A 15,462-nucleotide genomic window follows, 5' to 3' on the forward strand; every position below is an offset into this window, starting at 1 on the left:
GCTTGTTTCCTTCATCGCCGCGGGATTCGTTGCCCGCACAGCATGCATTTTATTGCAGGTCCGTTTATGCGATAAGTCGGAAAGAACTCATCAATTCATGAGATCTCCCTATGAATGTCACCTTGCGCCAGTTGCGGGTCTTCACCGGCGTGTATCGGACGCGGAGCATCACGCGGGCCGCCCGCGAGCTCGGCATCACGCAATCGGCGGCGAGCCTGTTGATCCAGCAGCTCGAGGCCGAGGTCAGCGTCAAGCTGTTCGACCGCTCCACGCGTTCGGTGCAGCCGACGCTGGCCGCCGACGAGGCGTTCGCCGCCGCCGAGCGCATGCTGAGCGATGCGCAAGGCCTGTCGCGCCGCATGCGCGATCTCGCGCAGGCCCGTGCCGGCCGGGTGGTGTTTCTCGCCTCGGCCGGCACCGCATCGGCGCTGCTGCCCCCGGTGCTGGCGAAATTCCGCGCCGCATATCCCGACATCGAGATCGACATGCGCGATGTCGCCGCCGACGATCTCGTGCCACGGCTGAGCACGACCGATGCCGAATTCGCGATCGGCAGCGTGGAAGGCGAATTCGCGGACATGACGATCGAGACGCTGACGAGCGGCCGCCTCAGCGCAATCGGCCGTCGCACCGCGGACTTCGCCGCGCGGCGTTCCCTGACCTGGGACGAGCTGGTGCAACTGCCGACCATCGCGATGCGCAGCGAGACACGCATCCGCATGCAGATCGATCAGGCCCTGAGCGCGCAGGGCAAGCGCCTCGATCCGACCTATGAAGTGACCCTGATCAACACCGCGCTCGCCATGACGGCGCAGGGCCTCGGCCTCGCCATCCTTCCCGCGACGATGCTGCCAGCCGACCAGTTCCCGACACTGATCGCAAGACCGCTCGTGCGCCCCGCCCTCACCCGGCCCGTGTCGCTGCTACAGCGCCAGGGCCGGACGCTGTCGCCGGCGGCGCAGGCCTTCGTGGCGACGGCGCGGATGGTGCTGGCGGGCCGAACGGCACCGGCATCAGGCTGACTTGACGGAGCTATTGCGGGAAGCTGGTCGTTGAGCTGGCGGAGAGGGAGGGATTCGAACCCCCGATAGGCTTGCACCTATGCCGCATTTCGAGTGCGGTGCATTCAACCACTCTGCCACCTCTCCTGAAGGCGCCGTATTAGGAGCTGGGCCCCTGTGGTTGGGGGCGTTAATAGGCGAGGATTGCGGGCCAGACAAGGCGCGAAAGAGCAAAATCCGCTGCCTGGTTCAGCCCTTGTCGTCCCGCCTGTCGTCCCCTTGGCCTTTCAAGCGATGAGGAACCGCCATGGAGCACCTGACTGTCACGGCCAATGGCGCCGATTTCCACCTGGTCCGCGCCGGACAGGGAAAACCGCTGCTTTTGCTGCATGGTTGGCCCGAATTCTGGCTGACCTGGGAGCCGGTGATATCGAGGCTTTCGGACCGGTTCACGCTTGTCGCGCCCGACCTCCGCGGCTTCGGCGACAGCGACAAGCCCGGTGGACCTTACGGGCCGGACGGCCATGCCGCCGACATGCTGGCGCTGATGGACCGGCTCGGCATCGACCAATTCGGCGTGGTCGGCCACGATGTCGGCGGCGCTGTCATGCAGCCGCTGGCCCGGCAGGCGCCAGAGCGGCTCACGGGCCTCTTCTTCTTCGATTTCGTCTATCCCGGGATCGGAGCGCGGATGGCGGCACCCGATCGGCTCAACCACATCTGGTACCAGTCCTTTCACCAGATGGAGATGGCCCCACAGCTCATCGGTGCGAGCCGGGAGAGCTGCCGGCTCTATATCAGCCATTTCCTCAAAGGCTGGGCGCACCGGACAAACGCCTTCGACGACGTGCTGGACGCCTTCACGGACAATTTCCTGAAAGACGGCAACCTCGCCGGCGGCTTTGCGCATTACCGCGCCTCGCATGCCGGGCGCGTGGCGATGATGAAAGGCGAGGCGCCCAGGCTGCCGCCGATCGCGGTGCCGACCTGCGTGCGCTGGGCCGAGCACGATCCGCTGTTTCCCGTTGGCTGGACCGACCGGCTGTCCGAAACCTTCAGCGATCTCGACCTCGAGATGTTTCCCGGTGTCGGCCACTTCCCGCATCGGGAAAATCCGGATCGCGCGGCACGCGAGATCGCCGCGTTCTTTCAGCGTGTGGGGTGGAGCTGAGGAGCAAAACGGGGTGGGACCGCCAGACGCGGTAAACACTGGCGGTCCCGTGCCGCTCATTGAAATACTGGCCGTGAAGGGCGGCTTCGCCGGCCGAGTGGAAGCGACGATTCGACCCTAGCGTGCGGCGGGCGGTCCGCAACGCAATCCGGTCCTTAACCTAACCGGTCAAGGTTACTCCTTGTCCGCTTTACCTTTTTTCTTCCCGTTCTCCGTGGAATCCCGGTCCTTGCCGTTGCCTTCCTTGCGGCGGTTGGTGAAGCGCGCGTTGCCAAGTCCGGTGCCGATAGTGAGCACGCCCCAGCGCTGGACATGCTGCATGAACGGCACTTCCGACAGACCCTGCACCACGCCGTCATTGTGCATCAGGATCGCGGTGTCGTGCCCGCCAATCTGGGGAATCGCCTCCACGAGGCTCGCCGGCAGGTTGAACTTGCTGCTTTCCCAATTGCCGGGCAAGTTCTGCGCGCCCTTCTCGATCGAGCCGTTGGCAGCGATCACACCGGGACAGGCGATGCCGATGAAGGGTGCGAGCTTGAAGCCTTCGTTTTCGGCTTGCGTGACCAGCCCCTTCAGCATCTTGGTGAGCCGCTTCACCGCGCCTTCGCGGGTCGGCTCGTCGTCGGCATGACGCCACAGCTCCGAATGCACCACCTTGGCCTTCGACAGGTCCTGGGCCTTTTTCCAGCCGGTCTCGACGACGCCGCAGCGGATGTTGGTCCCGCCGATGTCAACAGCGAGAATGCTGTCATAGGCCTCGAAAATCCAGGACGGCGCGAGGTGCAGGGCTCCGATCAGGCCGGCATCGTCAGGATCGAAGCGGATCGGCACCAGGTCGACCTTGAAGCCTTCCGATTTCAGGATGATCTCGGCCCGGGCAATGGCGATCTCGCCGAGCCGGCTAGCGCGAAAGCCGCCCCCGACCACGATGCATTCGGTCTTGGCCCAGGCTTTGGTCTTGAGAAACCGCCGCGTGACGTAGGCGAGCTCCTGCGCAAAGTCCTCGATCGCGCTGTGCACGACGGCGGTCGCCTCGGTATCGTCGCCGACCAGAACGGCATCCAAGACCTTCTTGCTGATCTTGTCGGACGGCTCGTCGCCGAACGGATCCTCGCCGCTCTTGCGCAACGGCTTGCGCCATTCCTCGAGGATGTCGCGAAAGGCGCCCTTGCTGGCGCGGTCGCCGAGAAAGCCGTCCTCGTCCTTGATCTCGATGTTGAAGCTGTCGACGTCGACCGACGGCAGCCGTTCGGCGCCATGCTGGGCGATGCCCGTTGTTTTGACCAGTTCGTCTGTTGCCATGAGAGCCCTTGCCCCGCTTGCTTGTTCCGGCCGGGACAACTGCGGGGGAACCCGTTTGTTGCAAAGCCCACCCGAGATTCGGCTGCGCGCTTTCAGCGCGGCCAAAGCCTTCAAATCCGGGCGGTTTTCGCCCAGTTTTCCTTGACTTGCGGCTGTTGGCCGCTATAAGTCCCACAGCCGGCGCGGGGCGTTTCTCGCGCCGCTTGTTTTTGCTTGGGTTTTCAAAGGGATAATTCCCGCCCACGCAGACTCGCATAAACCATAGCGACTGACAAAAAGCCGGCCCGGACGACGCTCGTCCCGAGGCCGGGATTGAACACGGAGAAAGAACGATGTTCGCAGTCATCAAAACCGGCGGCAAGCAATACCGCGTCGTGCCGGATGATGTTCTCGAAGTAGGCAAGATCGAAGGCGAAGTCGGCTCGATCGTGCAGCTGAATGAAGTGCTCGTGGTCGGCGGCGACACGCCGGTGCTGGGCGTCCCGACGGTCGCAGGCGCGTCCGTCGCGGTCGAGGTGCTCGACCACAAGCGCGGACCGAAGGTCATCGCCTTCAAGAAGCGCCGCCGCAAGAACTCGCGCCGCAAGCGCGGCTATCGCGACGAGATCACGGTTCTGCGCATCAGCGAGATTCTGACGGACGGCGCCAAGCCCACCAAGGGCCCGCGTCCGAAGAAGGAAAAGGCGGCGAAGGAGCCGGCAGCGGAAGCCGCCGAGTAACGGAAATCGATCACGCCAATTCACGAATTGATGCGTGCGACGTTTTGAAATGATTCCGTCAAGGAATTGACCTAGAACTACGCAGGATTTCGGAGACGAGCCATGGCTCACAAAAAAGCAGGCGGTTCATCGCGCAACGGTCGCGATTCCAAGGGCAAGCGCCTCGGTATCAAGGCGTTCGGCGGCGAGATCGTCACGCCCGGCAACATCATTGCGCGTCAGCGCGGCACGACCTGGCACCCCGGCCTCAATGTCGGCATGGGTACGGACCACACTCTGTTCGCCAAGATCGAGGGCCGCGTTGCGTTCCAAGCCAAAGCCAACGGCCGCACCTTCGTATCGGTGCTCCCGCTTGCCGAGGCTGCTGAATAGACGGTGGACAAAAACGGAGTCCGCCGGTCCCGACTGAACCGGCGGAGTCCTAGAGATCGCAAGAGATCGAAGGCTCCAAGGGGAGGCGGGAAACCAGCCTCCCCTTTTCTTTGCTCACTTTGTTCTTTGCACTTTGACTTAGTGACTTTCACGGAGCCGGACATGTTGCAGGATTTCTCGAGCGTGACCTTGGCCGAGGCGAGACCCAGCGTCGTCGCCACCGAGCGGCTGACCTTGCGGCGGCCGACGCTGGCCGACGTCAGGACCATCGCCCGGCTCGCCAACGACCGCCGTGTCGCCGAGAACACGCGCCGCCTGCCGCATCCCTATTCGCAGGACGACGCCGCCGAATTCATCCGCGCCACCGCCGAACTCGGAGCTGAGACCGTGTTCCTGATCGAGCACGACAGCGGGCCGGTCGGCATGGTCGGCATCGATTGCTCCAAGCCCGGCAATGCCGAGCTCGGCTACTGGCTCGGCGTCGAGCATTGGGGCCGGGGCTTTGCCACCGAGGCGGCGCGCGGCGCGATCGATTTCTTCTTCGAGGAGTTCGAGGACGAGCATCTCTATGCCGGCGCGCGCGTCACCAATCCGGCCTCGCGCAAGGTGCTGGAGAAGTGCGGCTTCCAGTGGAGCGGCGTGCAGCTGCACCGCTTCCTGGCGCTGGGCTCCTCGACGCCCGTCGACTGCTTCCGCCTCTCGCGCGGCGTGTGGGCCTCGCTGAAGAGCTGGAGCAGTGCGAGGCGGGTGCGGTAGGCGAAGGCGCCGCACTCGCAATTGTCATCCCGGGGCGCGCGTAGCGCGAGCCCGGGATCCATAATCCCGGAGCGCAGTGCGGGGCAAAGCGCCCACTCCCGGTCGTCGTTCAACTGCTCCCTGTGGGTATGGATCCCGGGCTCGCGCTTTGCGCGCCCCGGGATGACGTTGTGAGGGTGGCTACGCCGGCGGATTGACCTCGTCGCTCTCACGTCCCAGATCGCGCTCCCGAAGATAGATGTAGAACCCGGCGCCGATGATGATTGCGGCGCCGACGAGTGTTGCGATGGATGGGACGTCGCCGAACACGACGAAGCCGAAGATCACCGCCCATACGATCATCGAATATTGATAGGGCACCACGACGCTGGCCGGCGCCAGCTTGAGCGAGCGGTTGACGCAGAACAGCGCCGTCACCGAAACGCATCCGGCGAGCGCGAAGATCACGAGGCTGCCGGGCGTCGGCGGCACCCAGTTGAACGCCGACAGCACCGCGCCCAGCGAAAAGGTGCCGACGAATTGCGAGGACGCCATCACGATGTCGGGCGTCTTGCGCAGGCTGCGCGTGATCAGCATCAGGGTTGCAAAGGAGAGGCTGCCGCCGAGCGCGATCAACGCCGGCAGGCTGACGGTCTGCGCCGACGGCCGCAGCGCGATCAAGACGCCGCAGAAGCCGATCAGGATCGCGGTCCAGCGCCGCCAGCCGACCTTCTCGCCCAGAAAGATTGCCGACATCGCGGTGACGAAGATCGGGCCGGCGAGATAATAGGTGATGACGTCGGCGAGCGGCAGATAGACGGTTGCGAGAAAGAAGGCCGCGACTTCCAGCGTCGACAGCACGACGCGAACCAGCTGCAGCCCCGGCCGCTCCAGATGCAGGAACAGGTGACGCTGCGTCCAGATTAGCGGCGACAGCAGCAGCAGCGCAGCGCAGGCGCGCAGGAACAAGAGCTGCCCCACCGAATAGGTCCCGACCAGGAACTTGCCCATGGCATCGCCGAACGAGAACATGAAGATCGACAGCACCATGAGCCCGATGCCGGCGAGGCGCGCGGAGCGATCGTCATAGGTGGAGAGATTCTTGAACAGGGGCATTGCGACGAGTTGCAGGTTCGGGGGCTCGTCATTGCGAGGAGCTCTTGCGACGAAGCAATCCAGAATCTTTCCGGGGAGGGATTCTGGATTGCTTCGCTGCGCTCGCAATGACGGGGAGAGAGCGGCGAAAGCAGGCGAATAGAGTCGCTTGCAGTCGTTTTAATGACGGCAGCCGCCGCGGCAAGCCCGCGCAAGCCGAATTGAACGGATTGTCGCATTGTTTGCATCGCGGTAGCGATAAGCGCCCAGCGACGAAAAGAGAGCTTTGACATGACCGACTTCGATCCCACCCGGCATCGCATGATCCCGACGCAACGCTGGTTTGAGGATTTCGTCGTTGGCGAACGTTTCGTGCTGCCGAGCCGCACCCAAACCTCGGCAGTGTTCGCCGCATTCCAGACCGCGAGCGGCGACACCCATCCCGTGCATTACGACTTGGAATATTGCCGCGCCCGCGGCATGCCGCATCTGCTCGCCCACGGCTTCCAGACCCTGATCCATACCGCGCCCGGCGCCGGCCTGTTTCCGTTCATGGTCGAGGACTCCCTGGTCGGCTTCCTCGAGCAGTCGAGCCGGTTCCTCAAGCCGGTGTTCGCCGACGACACCATCTATCCCGCGCTCGAAGTCACCGAGCTGGTGCCGGGGCGCAGCACCGGCGTGGTGACGCTGCGCAGCACCGTGTTCAACCAGCGCAAGGAGCTGGTGCTGGAGGGCACGCAGAAATTCCTGATCCGGCGGCGGCCGGCGGGTTAAGCAAGGGGTCCAATTCGCGGAATTCAGCCGATTTGCGGACCGATCCGGGTTGCCGCAGGGGGCCGGCTGGCCTACCTATGGCCCATGAAATTCCTCGACGAAGCAAAGGTCTATATCCGCTCCGGTGACGGCGGGAACGGCTGCGTGGCGTTCCGCCGCGAGAAGTTCATCGAATTCGGCGGTCCCTCCGGCGGCAATGGCGGCCGCGGCGGCAACGTCATCATCGAGGTCGCCGACGGCCTCAACACGCTGATCGACTACCGCTACCAGCAGCACTTCAAGGCCCAGAAGGGCGAGAACGGCATGGGCTCGGACCGTCACGGCGCCAACGGCAAGAATATCGTGCTGAAGGTTCCCGTGGGCACGCAGATCTTCGACGAGGACCGCGAGACGCTGATCCACGACTTCACCAAGGTCGGCGAGAAATTCGTGCTGGCCGAAGGCGGCAATGGCGGCTTCGGCAATGCGCATTTCAAGTCCTCGACCAACCGCGCGCCGCGCAACGCCAATCCCGGCCAGCCCGGCGAGGAGCGCTGGATCTGGCTGCGGCTGAAACTGATTGCCGATGCCGGCCTCGTCGGCATGCCCAACGCCGGCAAATCGACCTTCCTCTCCAAGGTCAGCGCAGCGCGGCCGAAGATCGCCGACTATCCCTTCACCACGCTGCATCCGCAGCTCGGCGTCGTGAATGCCGACGGCCGCGAGTTCGTGCTCGCCGACATTCCCGGCCTGATCGAAGGCGCGCATGAAGGCACCGGCCTCGGCGACCGCTTCCTCGGCCATGTCGAGCGCTGCCGCGTGCTGCTGCACCTGATCGACGCCACCTGCGAGCATGCCGGCAAGGCCTACAAGACCGTGCGCAAGGAGCTCGACGCCTATGGCGGCCAGCTCACCGACAAGATCGAGATCGTCGCGCTGAACAAGATCGACGCGGTCGAGCCGGACGAGCTGAAGAAGCAGAAGGACCGGCTGAAGCGCGCCGCGAAGAAGACGCCGCTGCTGCTGTCGGGCGCCACCGGCCAGGGCGTCAAGGAGGCGTTGCGCGCGCTGGCCGATGTGATCGGCGAAAGCCCGGTCTCCGCCAAGGCCAAGAGCGCGGCCGAAGCGGAGCCGTGGTCGGCTTGATTCGGATAATGTGACAACGCAGCGCCAATCCTGACACCTCTCCCGTAGCAGGGCAATCGCATTTGAATGTTGCAGAGGTCGTCATGCCCGGGCTTGTCCCGCGCATCCACGTTCTTTGTGCTGCGTGGAAAGGCGTGGATGGCCGGGACAAGCCCGGCCATGACGCTGTGGGGATAGTCGGTGCCCATAGCCACATCCCATATGCGATAGCCCTGCTACGGGAGAGGTTGTCATCGCCGCTTCTATATCGCAGCATCGAACGGCGAATGTGCGGAAAGGGCAAGGCATGGCGCGCGCGAAGAACGTTCTCTGGATCATGTGCGACCAGCTTCGCTACGATTATCTCGGCTGCACCGGTCATCCCACGCTGAAGACACCGAACATCGACGCCATGGCCAGGCGCGGCGTGCTGTTCAGTAAGGCCTATGTGCAATCGCCGATCTGCGGCCCGTCGCGGATGTCGTTCTACACCGGCCGCTACATGCGCTCGCACGGCTCGCACTGGAACGGCTGGCCGCTGCGGGTCGGCGAGCCGACACTCGGCGATCACCTCAAGAAGATCGGCGTGCGCAACGTGCTGGTCGGCAAGACCCACATGGCCCCTGATATCGAAGGCATGAAGGCGCTCGGCATTCCTCCGGAATCGGTGATCGGCGTGCATGTCGCCGAATGCGGCTTCGAGCCATATGAGCGTGACGACGGCCTGCACCCGACCGGACGGCCGCGGCCGAAATACGACGAATATCTGCGAAAGCACGGCTTTGAAGCCGCCAACCCCTGGGAGCATTGGGCCAATTCCGGCGCTGCCGAGGATGGCAGCTTGCAGAACGGCTGGCTGCTGGTGCACGCCGACAAGGTCGCGCGCGTGCCAGAAGAGCATTCCGAGACGCCCTACATGACGCGGCGCGCGATGGACTTCATCAGCGAGGCCGAGACCGACGGCCGGCCGTGGTGCCTGCATCTGTCCTACATCAAGCCGCACTGGCCCTATATCGCGCCGGAGCCCTATGCCAGCATGTATTCGACGGATGACATGATCCCGGTGATCCGCTCGGAGCGCGAACGGCAGAATCCGCATCCGGTGTTCGGCGCCTACATGGACATGCGCTACTCCCGCAACATGGCGCGCGATGAGGCCCGCGAGAAGGTGATCCCGACCTATATGGGCCTGATCACGCAGATCGACGATCAGATGGGCGTGCTGATGAAGTTCCTGGAGGACCGCGATCTCCTGGACACGACCATGATCGTGTTCACCTCCGATCATGGCGACTATCTCGGCGATCACTGGATGGGCGAGAAGGACCTGTTCCACGAACAATCGGCGAAGATCCCGCTGATCATCATTGATCCCTCCAGGGAAGCCGACGCCACGCGCGGCACACGCAGCGACGCGCTGGTCGAGGCAATCGATCTCGCGCCGACCTTCGTCGATTATTTCGGCGGCAAGGTGCCGGGCCACATTCTCGAAGGACGTTCGCTGCTGCCGCTGCTGCGCGGGCCCACGCCATCAGATTGGCGCAAGGTGGCGTTCTCCGAATACGACTATTCCATGCAGGACGTGCGGCTGAAGCTGAACCAGCCGATCGAGCGCTGCCGCCTGTTCATGGTGTTCGACGGCCGCTGGAAATACATCCACGCCTCCGGCTTCCGCCCGATGCTGTACGATCTCGAAACCGATCCGGAGGAGTACGTCGATCGCGGCGACGATCCGGAATGCGCCGGCATTATCGCACGGCTCCAGGCCGAATTGTTCGAGTGGGCGCTGCATCCGAACGATCACATCACCACGCCGCGCGAGAAGATCGCCGCCTATGCGGATAATCAGCTCCAGGTGAAGGGTGGGGTCTTGATCGGCATCTGGGACGAGAAAGAGCTTGCGGCGATCAAGGACGGCATCGCCCAGCGCGCGAAGATGTGAAGCACTTCGCCTCTCCCCGCTTGCGGGGAGAGGCCGGAATTTGCGAGAGCAAATTCCGGGTGAGGGGGACTCTCCGCGAGTCCAATTGCCAGCGGTTTCACGGAGACAGCCCCTCACCCCAACCCTCTCCCCGTAAGAACGGGGAGAGGGAGAAGAGGCAGCCTTCAATTCGTGATCTTGTAGCCCGTCGCCTTCACGATCGGCTGCCACAACGCGATGTTCGCGGCGAGCTCCTTCGTCAATCCATCCGCATTGCTGCCGATCGGAATCAGCCCGATCGCCGTCAACTTCTCCTTCACCTCCGGCTTGGCAAGCGCCGCGCTCGCCGCCGCCCCGAGCTTGCTCGCAAACTCCGGCGGGCTGCCGGCGGGAAGCCACATGCCGTACCAGGCGTCGGCAACGAGATCGATGCCGCTCTCCTTCAGCGTGGGCACGTCAGGCGCGAAGGGTGAACGTTCCGCGCTCGCGACCGCGATGATTTTCACGCCCTTGGCGCGATGTTGCGGCAGCGCGTCCGCCAGTGTCGTGATGCCGAACGAGATATGGCCGCCGACGAGATCGTTGAGGATCGGCGCGCTACCGCGATAGGGCACGCGGGTCAGGGGAATGCCGAGATCCTTCTCGAGCTTGGAGCCGGTGAAATGCGGAATGGTGCCGTTGCTCGGCACTCCGAACGAGGTCTTGTCCGGATGCGATTTCAGCCACGCTACGAACGCTTTGAAATCGGCAGCATCAATGCCCGGGCCGATCACGAGCGCAAACTCGAAGCGCGCCAGCAGCGACACCGGCAGGAAATCCTTGGCCGTGTCGAAGCTCGGCGTCGCCTCCACCATTGGCAGCAGATACATGGTCGGCCCTGTCGTCACCAGCACCATGCTGCCGTCGGGGCTCGCGCCTTTCACCGCCTTGATGCCGATCAGGCCGTCGCCGCCGGTGCGGTTCTCGACCACGACGGTCCGCTGCAGCAGCGGGGCCATCTCCTGCGCGAGCAGCCGGCACAGCGTGTCGCCGCCGGCTCCGGCCGCAAACGGGAAGATGATCTTCGTCAGCCCGGCCTGCGCCCGCGCACCACCCGCCTGCGCGAACAGCGGCAGGCCGAGGCATCCGGCCATGAATTTGCGGCGATCCATTCGTTTCCTCTTTCGGCCCGTTTATCGTTGCCGCCATTAGAGCCAGATGGACGGCTGACACAAGGTCGACATGCGCCGTTTACCATCCCGGCTGCCTTGCGCCGGTCACCGTCCTGCTGCAAAAGCAGGGCTCATCGGCGCCGCCTGTCGCTCCGCCGTCATTCGCATCCAGCGCCAGCACAGAGAGACATGGCCAGCCCCGAACTCAGTCAATTCCGCCGCATCGTCGTCAAGGTCGGCTCAGCGCTGCTGGTCGATTCCGACAGGGGCGAGGTGCGGGCGTCCTGGCTCGCCGCGCTCGCCGACGACATGGCCAAGCTGCACCAGGAAGGGCGCGACGTCCTCGTGGTGTCCTCCGGCTCGATCGCGCTCGGCCGCAGCCGGCTCAAATTGCCGCGCGGCCCGCTGAAGCTGGAAGAGAGCCAGGCCGCGGCCGCGGTCGGTCAGATCGCGCTGGCGCGAATCTGGTCGGAGGTGCTTGGCGCCCACGGTATCGGCGCCGGCCAGATCCTGGTGACGCTGCAGGACACCGAGGAGCGCCGCCGCTATCTCAATGCGCGCTCCACCATCGGCAAGCTGCTGGAATGGCGCGCGATCCCCGTGATCAATGAGAACGACACGGTGGCGACCACCGAGATCCGCTACGGCGACAATGATCGCCTCGCCGCGCGCGTCGCGACCATGGCGAGCGCCGACCTGCTGGTGCTGCTGTCCGACATCGACGGGCTCTACGATGCCCCGCCGAAGAACAATCCGAACGCAAAGCTCATTCCCGTCGTCGACAGCATCTCATCGGAGATCGAGGCGGTGGCGGGTGATGCCGAGTCCGAGCTGTCGCGTGGCGGCATGCGTACCAAGGTCGAGGCTGCCAAGATTGCGACGACCGGCGGCACGCATATGCTGATCGCCTCCGGCAAGATCGAGCATCCCTTGCAGGCGATCGCCGATGGCGGCCGCTGCACCTGGTTCCTGACGCCGGCCAATCCCATCACCTCGCGAAAGCGCTGGATCGCGGGCACGCTGGAGCCGAAGGGTACGCTGACGATCGATGCCGGCGCCGTGACCGCGCTACGGGCCGGGGCCAGCCTGCTGCCGGCCGGTGTGATCAAGGTCGAGGGCCAATTCGCCCGCGGCGATGCCGTGATCGTGCGCGGCCCCGACGGCAGCGAGGTCGGCCGCGGCCTGATCGCCTATGACGTCGATGATGCCGAGCGGATCAAGGGCCGCTCCTCCCCTGATGTGATGACCATCCTCGGCATCAGCGGGCGCGCCGAGATGATCCATCGGGATGATCTGGTGGTGGGCGGATAGGTTTTTTCGTCATGCCCGGGCATAGCCGTTCGAAGAACGGCTTCGCTTCCGCTCGCCTATGCCCGGGCATCCACGTTCTTTCGGGGCGACCAAGACGTGGATGGCCGGGTCAAGCCCGGCCATGACGCCGGAGATAGGCCAGTGGCTCAGCTGGCCCAGCAACCGAACCCCAGCCATACCCTTCCTGCCCTTCGCAGAAGCAGGATTTCCGTGCTAGGACACCGCCTTAGCAGAAGGTTTTGACCCCATGGCCGCCCCCCTCAAAGCCGTAGACGGCAACGCCGATCTTCAGGCGCTGATGTCCGATCTCGGAACCCGTGCCCGCGCTGCCGCGCGCGTGCTGGCGCTGGCGCCGCCGGAGCAGAAGAACCGGGCGCTCGAGGCGATGGAGCGGGCAATCCGCGCCAACTCGGCCGCGATTCTTGCCGCCAATGCCGAGGATGTCGCGGAGGCCCGCGCCTCCGGCAACATGACCTCCTCCTTCATCGACCGCCTGACGCTGACGCCGGCGCGCATCGAGGGCATGGCCGAAGGCATCGGCATCGTGCGCGGCATCGCCGATCCCATCGGCGTCGTCACCGAGCGCTGGCAGCGGCCGAACGGCATGTCCATCGAGCGCGTGCGCGTGCCGCTCGGCGTCGTCGGGCGTGATCTTCGAGAGCCGACCCAATGTCGCTGCCGATGCCGGCGTGCTGTGCCTGAAGTCGGGCAATGCCGTGATCCTGCGCGGCGGCTCCGACAGTTTTCGTTCGTGCCGCGCCATCCATGACTGCCTGGTGCAGGGCCTGCGGGAAGCCGGCCTGCCGGAAGCTGCGATCACGCTGGTGCCGACCCGCGACCGCGCCGCGGTCGGCATGATGCTGTCGGGCCTGAGCGGCGCCATCGACGTCATCGTGCCGCGCGGCGGCAAGAGCCTCGTCGCGCGCGTCGAGCAGGAAGCGCGCGTGCCTGTCTTCGCGCATCTCGAAGGCGTCAACCACGTCTATATCGACGGCAGCGCCGACCTCGCCATGGCGAAGTCGATCGTGCTCAATGCCAAGATGCGACGCACCGGCGTCTGCGGCGCGGCCGAGACGCTGCTGGTCGATCGTGCCGCCGTTGCATCGAGCCTGAAACCGCTGGTCGAGATGCTGCTCGATGCCGGCTGCGAGATCCGCGGCGACGAGGCCGTGCAGAAGGCCGATGCGCGCGTCAAGCCGGCGAGCGACGAGGATTGGGACACCGAATACCTCGACGCGATCATCGCGGCGAAGGTGGTGGACGGCGTCGACGGCGCGATCGCGCACATCCAGGACCACGGCTCGCATCACACCGATGCTATTGTGAGCGCGGATGAGGCTGCGGCCAACAAGTTCCTGAGCGAGGTCGATTCCGCGATCGTGCTGCACAACGCCTCGACGCAGTTTGCCGATGGCGGCGAGTTCGGTTTCGGCGCCGAGATCGGGATCGCCACCGGCCGCTTCCACGCCCGCGGGCCGGTCGGCGCCGAGCAGTTGACGAGCTTCAAATATCGCGTCCGCGGCACCGGACAGACCCGGCCGTAGACGTCGCGGGGCGCGGGCATTGAGCAACAATCTCGTCGTGCCGCGCTTCGTGGCGCAAGCGGTTCCGCCCTCGGTGCCGGGCATGCGCATCGGCCTGCTCGGCGGCTCGTTCAACCCGCCGCATCAGGCGCACCGCGCGATCAGCCGCTTCGCGCTGAAGCGATTGCAGCTCGATCGCGTCTGGTGGCTGGTCACGCCAGGCAATCCGCTCAAGGAGAACGGCACGCTGCACGAGCTCGGCGAGCGCATGCAGGCCGCGCGCGAGGTCGCCGATGATCCGCGTATCGAGGTGAGCTGTCTCGAATCCGTCATTCGCACCCGCTATACTATCGACACGATCAACACCTTGCGCCGCCGCTTCCCTGGCTTGCGCTTCGTCTGGATCATGGGCGCCGACAATCTCGCTCAATTCCATCGTTGGCAGGACTGGCGGCGCATCGCCGCCCAGGTGCCGATGGCAGTGATCGATCGCCCCCCGCAGAGTTTTCGCGCGCTCGGCTCGCCCGCAGCCCAGGCGTTATCGCGCTACCGTCTGCCCGAGAACAAGGCCGTCCAGCTTGCGGATCGGCCAGCACCGGCCTGGGTGTTCCTGACCGGATTGAAGCTGAATCTCTCCTCGACCGGCCTACGGAACCCGGACGGGAGCTGGAAAGGTACGAAGTGAGACGAAGTGTGCGGACTTGGTGGGGATTTCGGTCTCTCTGGCATATTGAAACCCTTAACCCCACATGATGTAGTGTAGCCAGTGGGCGCCCGGATTCGGCGTTCGCGATACAGTGAAAGGAATGGTCCCTGACCGCATCTGTATTGTCCAAGCCTGTTTTACCCAAGGTTGCCAAGCCTACGCGTAAAACATCGACCAAAGCTGCGGCCTTGAAGGCGCAACCCGACGCCGACAAGACGCTGAGCCTGATCCTCTCCCGCCTCGAGGACATGAAGGCGGAAGAGACGGTCACCATCGACCTTCGCGGCAAATCGGCGTACTCCGACTACATGATCGTCACCACCGGCCGGGTGAACCGGCACGTCGGCGCGATCGCGGAAAACGTCACCAAGAGCCTCAAGGAAAACGGCATCAAGACCATCCATGTCGAGGGCTTGCCCAATTGCGACTGGGTGCTGATCGATTCCGGCGACGTGATCGTGCACGTGTTCAGACCCGAGGTCCGCGAGTTCTACAACCTCGAGAGGTTGTACACGCAGGGCCCAGGGGCGGCGAAGGCGATCTAGGCTCGAAGGCCGATTTCGAATCGGCTGACGCG

Annotated in this window: 14 protein-coding genes, 1 tRNA gene and 1 pseudogene; 12 read left to right on the top strand and 4 right to left on the bottom strand. The window is 64.6% G+C overall.

Translation table 11 applies throughout. The features are described from left to right. Positions 1 to 110: 110 nt before the first annotated feature. Complete coding sequence (locus ABIA45_RS26860; protein ID WP_404654422.1) at positions 111 to 1,022, top strand: LysR family transcriptional regulator; 912 nt, start codon at positions 111 to 113, stop codon at positions 1,020 to 1,022. A 36-nt stretch (positions 1,023 to 1,058) separates the two neighbouring features. Here ABIA45_RS26860 and ABIA45_RS26865 read toward each other — a convergent pair. After that, positions 1,059 to 1,148 (bottom strand) — tRNA-Ser (locus tag ABIA45_RS26865). A gap of 160 nt (positions 1,149 to 1,308) precedes the next feature. On the opposite strand from ABIA45_RS26865, the gene ABIA45_RS26870 reads away from it, so the two are divergent. Next, the gene (locus ABIA45_RS26870; RefSeq protein WP_404654423.1) at positions 1,309 to 2,172 is read left to right on the top strand and encodes an alpha/beta fold hydrolase; all 864 of its coding nucleotides are present in this window, start codon (positions 1,309 to 1,311) and stop codon (positions 2,170 to 2,172) included. 174 nt (positions 2,173 to 2,346) lie between these two features. On the opposite strand, the gene ABIA45_RS26875 is transcribed toward ABIA45_RS26870, so the two are convergent. Then, complete coding sequence (locus ABIA45_RS26875) at positions 2,347 to 3,474, bottom strand: ROK family protein (protein WP_157286461.1); 1,128 nt, start codon at positions 3,472 to 3,474, stop codon at positions 2,347 to 2,349. 332 nt (positions 3,475 to 3,806) lie between these two features. On the opposite strand from ABIA45_RS26875, the gene rplU reads away from it, so the two are divergent. The 3 genes from rplU (at position 3,807) to ABIA45_RS26890 (ending at position 5,321) form a co-directional block, all read left to right on the top strand. Beyond that, a complete protein-coding gene (gene rplU / locus ABIA45_RS26880) occupies positions 3,807 to 4,193 on the top strand; it encodes a 50S ribosomal protein L21 (protein ID WP_157286462.1) in 387 nt (128 codons plus the stop codon). 102 nt (positions 4,194 to 4,295) lie between these two features. Beyond that, the gene (rpmA, locus tag ABIA45_RS26885) at positions 4,296 to 4,565 is read left to right on the top strand and encodes a 50S ribosomal protein L27 (protein ID WP_025032812.1); all 270 of its coding nucleotides are present in this window, start codon (positions 4,296 to 4,298) and stop codon (positions 4,563 to 4,565) included. 162 nt (positions 4,566 to 4,727) lie between these two features. Further along, positions 4,728 to 5,321, top strand: coding sequence for a GNAT family N-acetyltransferase (locus ABIA45_RS26890; RefSeq protein ID WP_225130783.1), 594 nt, complete (start codon positions 4,728 to 4,730; stop codon positions 5,319 to 5,321). A 180-nt stretch (positions 5,322 to 5,501) separates the two neighbouring features. Here ABIA45_RS26890 and ABIA45_RS26895 read toward each other — a convergent pair whose 3' ends face one another. Continuing rightward, the gene (locus ABIA45_RS26895) at positions 5,502 to 6,416 is read right to left on the bottom strand and encodes a DMT family transporter (RefSeq protein WP_157286464.1); all 915 of its coding nucleotides are present in this window, start codon (positions 6,414 to 6,416) and stop codon (positions 5,502 to 5,504) included. Positions 6,417 to 6,686: 270 nt separating this feature from the next. Here ABIA45_RS26895 and ABIA45_RS26900 point away from each other — a divergent pair, with 270 nt between their 5' ends. From ABIA45_RS26900 to ABIA45_RS26910, 3 genes are all read left to right on the top strand, one after another. Continuing rightward, positions 6,687 to 7,169: a MaoC family dehydratase gene (locus ABIA45_RS26900; RefSeq protein WP_157286465.1), complete on the top strand. Its 483-nt coding sequence runs from the start codon at positions 6,687 to 6,689 to the stop codon at positions 7,167 to 7,169. A gap of 84 nt (positions 7,170 to 7,253) precedes the next feature. Continuing rightward, entirely contained in the window at positions 7,254 to 8,294 is a 1,041-nt protein-coding gene (gene obgE, locus ABIA45_RS26905) for a GTPase ObgE (protein WP_057026545.1), read from the top strand. Between the two features lie 286 nt (positions 8,295 to 8,580). Then, positions 8,581 to 10,215, top strand: a complete 1,635-nt coding sequence (locus tag ABIA45_RS26910) for an alkaline phosphatase family protein (protein WP_404654424.1) — start codon at positions 8,581 to 8,583, stop codon at positions 10,213 to 10,215. A 164-nt stretch (positions 10,216 to 10,379) separates the two neighbouring features. Here ABIA45_RS26910 and ABIA45_RS26915 read toward each other — a convergent pair whose 3' ends face one another. Then, positions 10,380 to 11,345 (bottom strand): Bug family tripartite tricarboxylate transporter substrate binding protein, encoded by a 966-nt coding sequence (locus ABIA45_RS26915; RefSeq protein ID WP_275503037.1) that lies wholly within the window; start codon positions 11,343 to 11,345, stop codon positions 10,380 to 10,382. Between the two features lie 189 nt (positions 11,346 to 11,534). Between ABIA45_RS26915 and proB the strand changes: the two genes are divergently transcribed. The 4 genes and pseudogenes from proB to rsfS all read left to right on the top strand — a co-directional run bounded on the left by proB (position 11,535) and on the right by rsfS (position 15,430). Further along, positions 11,535 to 12,656 carry a glutamate 5-kinase gene (gene proB / locus ABIA45_RS26920; protein WP_404654425.1) on the top strand — a complete coding sequence of 374 codons (1,122 nt, stop codon included), beginning with the start codon at positions 11,535 to 11,537 and terminating at the stop codon, positions 12,654 to 12,656. Between the two features lie 247 nt (positions 12,657 to 12,903). Further along, a pseudogene (locus ABIA45_RS26925) lies at positions 12,904 to 14,200 on the top strand (glutamate-5-semialdehyde dehydrogenase). 19 nt (positions 14,201 to 14,219) lie between these two features. Then, complete coding sequence (locus tag ABIA45_RS26930; RefSeq protein WP_404654426.1) at positions 14,220 to 14,864, top strand: nicotinate-nucleotide adenylyltransferase; 645 nt, start codon at positions 14,220 to 14,222, stop codon at positions 14,862 to 14,864. Positions 14,865 to 15,073: 209 nt separating this feature from the next. Then, entirely contained in the window at positions 15,074 to 15,430 is a 357-nt protein-coding gene (gene rsfS / locus ABIA45_RS26935; protein ID WP_128265207.1) for a ribosome silencing factor, read from the top strand. Positions 15,431 to 15,462: the final 32 nt, after the last annotated feature.

The organism is Bradyrhizobium sp. USDA 336, from assembly GCF_044908355.1.
Lineage (GTDB): Bacteria > Pseudomonadota > Alphaproteobacteria > Rhizobiales > Xanthobacteraceae > Bradyrhizobium > Bradyrhizobium yuanmingense.

Excerpts from the sequence above, each read along its gene's own strand:
- rplU (WP_157286462.1), top strand. The coding sequence starts at position 3,807 with ATGTTCGCAGTCATCAAAACCGGCGGCAAGCAATACCGCGTCGTGCCG.
- ABIA45_RS26860 (WP_404654422.1), top strand. The coding sequence starts at position 111 with ATGAATGTCACCTTGCGCCAGTTGCGGGTCTTCACCGGCGTGTATCGG.
- obgE (WP_057026545.1), top strand. The coding sequence starts at position 7,254 with ATGAAATTCCTCGACGAAGCAAAGGTCTATATCCGCTCCGGTGACGGC.
- ABIA45_RS26910 (WP_404654424.1), top strand. The coding sequence starts at position 8,581 with ATGGCGCGCGCGAAGAACGTTCTCTGGATCATGTGCGACCAGCTTCGC.
- ABIA45_RS26915 (WP_275503037.1), bottom strand. The coding sequence starts at position 11,345 with ATGGATCGCCGCAAATTCATGGCCGGATGCCTCGGCCTGCCGCTGTTC.
- ABIA45_RS26890 (WP_225130783.1), top strand. The coding sequence starts at position 4,728 with ATGTTGCAGGATTTCTCGAGCGTGACCTTGGCCGAGGCGAGACCCAGC.
- ABIA45_RS26900 (WP_157286465.1), top strand. The coding sequence starts at position 6,687 with ATGACCGACTTCGATCCCACCCGGCATCGCATGATCCCGACGCAACGC.
- ABIA45_RS26895 (WP_157286464.1), bottom strand. The coding sequence starts at position 6,416 with ATGCCCCTGTTCAAGAATCTCTCCACCTATGACGATCGCTCCGCGCGC.
- ABIA45_RS26870 (WP_404654423.1), top strand. The coding sequence starts at position 1,309 with ATGGAGCACCTGACTGTCACGGCCAATGGCGCCGATTTCCACCTGGTC.
- proB (WP_404654425.1), top strand. The coding sequence starts at position 11,535 with ATGGCCAGCCCCGAACTCAGTCAATTCCGCCGCATCGTCGTCAAGGTC.
- rpmA (WP_025032812.1), top strand. The coding sequence starts at position 4,296 with ATGGCTCACAAAAAAGCAGGCGGTTCATCGCGCAACGGTCGCGATTCC.
- ABIA45_RS26875 (WP_157286461.1), bottom strand. The coding sequence starts at position 3,474 with ATGGCAACAGACGAACTGGTCAAAACAACGGGCATCGCCCAGCATGGC.